The organism is Ensifer sp. YR511, assembly GCF_900103045.1.
Lineage (GTDB): Bacteria > Pseudomonadota > Alphaproteobacteria > Rhizobiales > Rhizobiaceae > Ensifer > Ensifer adhaerens.
This window is the reverse complement of sequence record NZ_FNGR01000075.1, coordinates 1-4764: the sequence shown is the minus strand read 5'-3', so window position 1 is coordinate 4764 and position 4764 is coordinate 1. Positions and strand designations below refer to the sequence as shown.

Annotated in this window: 6 protein-coding genes; 1 reads left to right on the top strand and 5 read right to left on the bottom strand. The window is 58.2% G+C overall.

Going from position 1 to position 4764, the window contains the following annotated elements:
- Together BLU15_RS38645 and BLU15_RS38640 are read right to left on the bottom strand one after the other, a co-directional pair.
- The coding region (locus BLU15_RS38645) for a helix-turn-helix domain-containing protein (RefSeq protein ID WP_143034376.1) at positions 1–337 on the bottom strand (337 nt) is incomplete at its 3' end.
- Positions 338–674: 337 nt separating this feature from the next.
- Positions 675–1247 (bottom strand): NADPH-dependent FMN reductase, encoded by a 573-nt coding sequence (locus BLU15_RS38640; protein WP_060580700.1) that lies wholly within the window; start codon positions 1245–1247, stop codon positions 675–677.
- Positions 1248–1477: 230 nt separating this feature from the next.
- Here BLU15_RS38640 and BLU15_RS38635 point away from each other — a divergent pair, with 230 nt between their 5' ends.
- The gene (locus tag BLU15_RS38635) at positions 1478–1987 is read left to right on the top strand and encodes a GNAT family N-acetyltransferase (protein WP_176960498.1); all 510 of its coding nucleotides are present in this window, start codon (positions 1478–1480) and stop codon (positions 1985–1987) included.
- 32 nt (positions 1988–2019) lie between these two features.
- Here BLU15_RS38635 and BLU15_RS38630 read toward each other — a convergent pair whose 3' ends face one another.
- The 3 genes from BLU15_RS38630 to BLU15_RS39810 all read right to left on the bottom strand — a co-directional run bounded on the left by BLU15_RS38630 (position 2020) and on the right by BLU15_RS39810 (position 4625).
- Positions 2020–3216, bottom strand: coding sequence for an MFS transporter (locus BLU15_RS38630; protein WP_090302570.1), 1197 nt, complete (start codon positions 3214–3216; stop codon positions 2020–2022).
- A 158-nt stretch (positions 3217–3374) separates the two neighbouring features.
- A complete protein-coding gene (locus tag BLU15_RS38625; protein ID WP_090302569.1) occupies positions 3375–3944 on the bottom strand; it encodes a helix-turn-helix domain-containing protein in 570 nt (189 codons plus the stop codon).
- 543 nt (positions 3945–4487) lie between these two features.
- Entirely contained in the window at positions 4488–4625 is a 138-nt protein-coding gene (locus BLU15_RS39810) for a hypothetical protein (RefSeq protein WP_167550732.1), read from the bottom strand.
- Positions 4626–4764 lie beyond the last annotated feature (139 nt).

Sequence of the window (4764 nt, the reverse complement as noted above, 5' to 3'; positions counted from 1 at the left end):
CGCTCACGCCATCGGCGAGCAGACGACCGGCGATCTGTTGCGGGGACCAAAGCGCCTTCAGCTGCTCGATCACCAGTTCGCGCAATTGTGGGTGCCGCACAAGCTTCCTCAAACGCTGCCGCCGCTCTTTGCGGATATCGTCAGCAACGGTCGGGAAGTAACCGCTATAGTCGGGCAGCTCGCGATCGCGGAAGGTGTTGCGCCGGATCTCACGATAAATCGTCGATCGATGACGACCAAGTTCGCGTGCCATTTCTTTGATCGGCAGTTTTCGTTCGACAAAGTGGAAGAGGCGGCGTCGATCGGCCAGATTCAGCTGCGAATAGCGTCGGGGCATGCCAAAATCTCCAAGGGGAAACCATTGAAATCATTGGCATGTCGCACTTCAAATTAGAATGTACCCGGCTACAAGTTCAGATCGCATAATCTGAATTATGGAACTGGATGTGATGTATCAAATATGCCATCTAACGCATTGATCAAAATTCACTTCCTCGCGATAGCTGATTGAATCAGCGCTCCCCATTTCGTGTATACGTCTTGCGCCGCTCGATTTCGACCGCAGCCTCGATGTGGCCATGGCAGAACCCATCGTGAGGACGCCTGAGCCACTTCGAGGCGTTGTTCGACGCCCTTGCCTACGGCTTGAGGAGACGCGAGTGGCAGCCGCTTGTTCAAGCGTCGCGAGGCAGGACAGAGAGCACGCGCGCAATGAAGGCTGCAAACTCTTCCATGTAGCCACGGAGAAACTGCTCGGTCGTTTGCACCGTCACTTCTCCGTCGTCGGAAATCAGCCCCGGAGTGAATTGAATGTAGGCTTCTGGGGCGTTCATCTGCGGTGAATTGCAAAAGCTAAGAACACTGCGCAGTCCCTGTTGCGCTACCGCGGTTCCGATCGAGCCCGGCGATGTCCCGATGACAGCCGAAGGCTTGCGTGTGAAGGAGTTCTTTCCGTAGGGGCGACTCGCCCAGTCAATGGCGTTTTTTAGGCCACCCGGGATTGAACGGTTGTATTCCGGGGTTACAAAGAGAATGGCGTCGACCCCAGCCAACTCTTCTTTGAAAGCTCTCGCGACCGGCGGAAAATCGGCATCATAGTCATGGCTATAGAGCGGGAGTTCCCTGAACGATATTTCTGTCATTTCAAGGTGTGCAGGAGCCAACCTCACCAGTGCACGGGCGAGCTTGCGATTTATGGAGTCTTTGGCGAGACTACCAATCAAGTATCCGACCTTATGCGTTTGCATAATAATTCTCCCGATACCGTGACCTGTGGCGTGGACTGCAACGACAATGTAGCGCGTCGCGCCGTGACTGTCATGTTTCCAAGTCGCTGCAAACCCGATCTCAGAACTCTCTTAACGCGCCAGTATGCCGGCAGAACTGCAGCTTTCATCGGGAGCCGGTCGCCGCGGCGATCGGCATGGTATCCGGCGGATGCGGAAGGAAGAATGGCTACCTTTGAAAGAAGAACATCGTGCAAACTATAGCAACTGAACGACTGATATTGCGCCAATGGCGCGAGGACAATTTTGAGGCCTTCGCTCGATTCTGGGGGGACCCCGTCACCACCGCCTTCGTCGGGGGTCCGATCAAGCGTGAGGATGCCTGGCGAAGGATGTTGTCGTTCATCGGTCATTGGCACTTGCGCGACTTTGGCTTTTTCGTTGTCGAGGATAGTAAAACAGGTGGAATGGCGGGCTACTGCGGAGCGCAGCTTCCTTTGGACAAGCTTGAACCTGAATTGGGATGGGGCATTTACCCCCAGTTCCAGGGGCGAGGCTATGCTACCGAGGCGATGCATGCCGTTCTCGACTTCGCAGCCAGCAAACTTGGCTGGAGGACGGCAATAAGCCTGATCACTGATGACAATTTGGCTTCCCAAGCGGTCGCGAGAAAACTTGGAGGCGCGCTTGAGCGACACGTGGATATCAGTGGCATGCGCTACGGCGTATACCGGCACGTCTTTGGAGATTCGTCGATTTAGCCGTTCAAGGGGTCCTCATCTGGTTCGGATACCTACAGCGTGGGTACGCCGGCAGCATCGCGCGTTGGCTCCGGCATTGCCGGAAGCAGGAGCAGGAGGGCCACCGACAGGAGGTGGATAGCACAGGCGACGAACGCGAGCGCCGCGAGCCCGGCTGCGATGATTGGCGCGGCGATGACGGTTCCAAGCGTGGTGATCATGAAGATGAAAAAGACGATCAGCGCCGATCCGCGCGCATTATTGGCACCCGAAGCAAGAATGCCGCGATAGAAGCCAATGGGGCCGCGAAGACCCAAGCCGATCGCCATGGGCGTAAACAATAGAGGCAACATCAGCGTATTGGTACCGCCCATGAGACCGTAGGCGAACAGCGCAAGGGCACTCAAGGCAGCCATGATGGTGCCGGTCAGGATGACGTTTTCAGCGCCAAAACGTTCGGCAATCCGGGCGGTCAGATTGGCGACGATGATGAACCCGGAAATGTTGATGACCTGCATGATGATGAAGTCGTTCAGAGAGCCGCCCATCGACGCGACGATGACTGTCGGCGCGCCGAAGACGAAGGTGAGCAGTCCGCCGAGCGTCAGGGCCTGGCTGAGCGCGTATCGCATGAAGACGCGATCCGTGAGCAGTTGCCCATAACTACCGAGCGTGTCGGAGGGTTCTTCCTCACGGGGCAGCCCAAGCACGAGTATGAGGACCGCAGCGAGCATCGTCAAAACACCCAGCAGCTCGAATGACGATTGCCATCCGAAATGCGAAAGCAGCAGCACGCCGAAGATCGGCGCAAGCGCCGGCACCAGCGATTCCACGCTGCCGAGAAACCCGATGGCGCGCACCGCCGCCTTGTCGCTGAACAGCTGCCGGATCAACCCTGGGCCAAAGACCGGAGCCGCCGCAGACGCCACGCCTTGAACGAACCTCAGCGCGATAAGTGCCGTGATATTTGGCGAGAAGGCACAGGCGAGCGAGGCGGCTGCAAATCCGGCGAGCGAAGAGAAAAGCAGCGCCTTGCGCGAAAAGTGGTCCGCCAGGCGCCCATAAAGAAGCAGGCCGAGACCGCCGCCGCCGACATAGGCGGCAAGCACCAGCTGCGCGGTCGCCCGGTCAGTGCCGAAGATTTCAGGCAATTGCGGAACGGCCGGCAAGACGAGGTCGGTCCCTGCCAGCGATAGCGTTGCACAGATGATGAGAAGTGAAAACGTGATGGCGCGACGCGAATTTGTCATTGTCCGGAGTGCTCTTGGCGGATCTATCGTGACCGATGGGATGTGAGCGCAGACGCCCTGCCCGCCGAATTTTTTGGTACGCGGTTTCGGGGCAACTGGCGGTCATGGCAGGCTAGCAGGGGCAGAACAGCTCGGACAACGAATGAAATATTCGCGTCTCAGATGGGATCGATACTGGTTACCAGGCGGCCGACGCGCCCGTCGGAAATTCCTATTCGTTCCCATCGGATGATGCTCGGGGGGATCGGCATATCGGGGTCGTCGCTGCCGCCGGTCGTGAACTGGACGGCTCCCGACCAGACCTCTTCAAACCAGCCAAGTTCTTGCAGTTGAAGCTCTCTCTCGATGATTTCCGCCGTCGCGTATCGCCATAGCGAGACGCCGAAAAAGGACGCGGCAGAGATCCGCCACTGGGCTTGCCTGGCCGGTGAGACGCTCAAAAGCGCATGGGTGTCGTCGCAAACAAGGTGAACCGGAAACGGCGCCGTTTCGATGAGCCGACGCAATGTCAGGTCTATCCCGACGCTCTCATGCCGCTCGAGCAGCGTCTCGACCCGGGCCCGGGCCTTTGCTGAAGGCTCATGCTGGCCGGCTTCCCATCGCGATAGCAGACCCTGCGACACGCCAAGATCCGCCGCCAACCTTTCCTGCTTGATCTGCCTGAGCCTGCGGAAGCGTCGAAGCCGGCATCCGAGCGGCAAAGCGCAAACCTTCAGATCAAGCTCCATACCTTCCTCGCGACAATAGCCCTCCCCCGTTGAATAGCAGGGAGGCCTGGTCGGTTGTCAACAGACACCCGACGCCACGGTCTAGCTCGATGCTGGGACAGTGGCATCTTCTGACGCTCACTTTCGCCTGACGTCGAGGCCCAACGCATCGGCGATGATGATCGCGTCCTTGAGACGGACGCTTTCCGGAGCAATAGCGATGACGTCATCCGGCCATCGGGAATGAAAGCGGTTGGTCGGCACGTTGCTCCAGGGGAGATCACGGCGTTACGGGCCGCGCCATTGTCAAAGCGCAAGCCCTTGCAATCCGAACAATCGGACAGAGCTTGGACCTGAAGGGCAGAGAGTTGGCTTGATGGAAGGAGAGCTTTCTCGACGAGGGTCGCATCGCCAACATTCTCGTGGCGGCTTGGCGACGTTCGGCGCCACTACGGCCGAAGATCAGGCGATGGCCCCCCTCATGCTTGTCAAAATCGCCTGAGCGGGCCCACCCCCTGCAGAGTTCGCTGTCGGCAGTGCAGTTACAGCGCCGCCGGAGCGGCTTCAGCGCGGTGCAACCGCGCCCGCATAAAAACCGCCGTCGCCACCATAGTAATCCTGTCTGACACTGGTCGCACCGCCGCCGGTCTGGGAGCATCCGGCAAGCGCGGAGAGTACGAGCAAGAATGTGGCAATACGCATTGAGTTTGATCCTTTCTTGGCTGTCACACACATAGTCACAGGCAAATGAATTAGCCCCCGAAAGGCCCGGACATGCTCCCCCACTTAGCTAAGTGGGTAGGAGTAATGTTGGTAATATGACTAGCAGCAATTTTAAGAT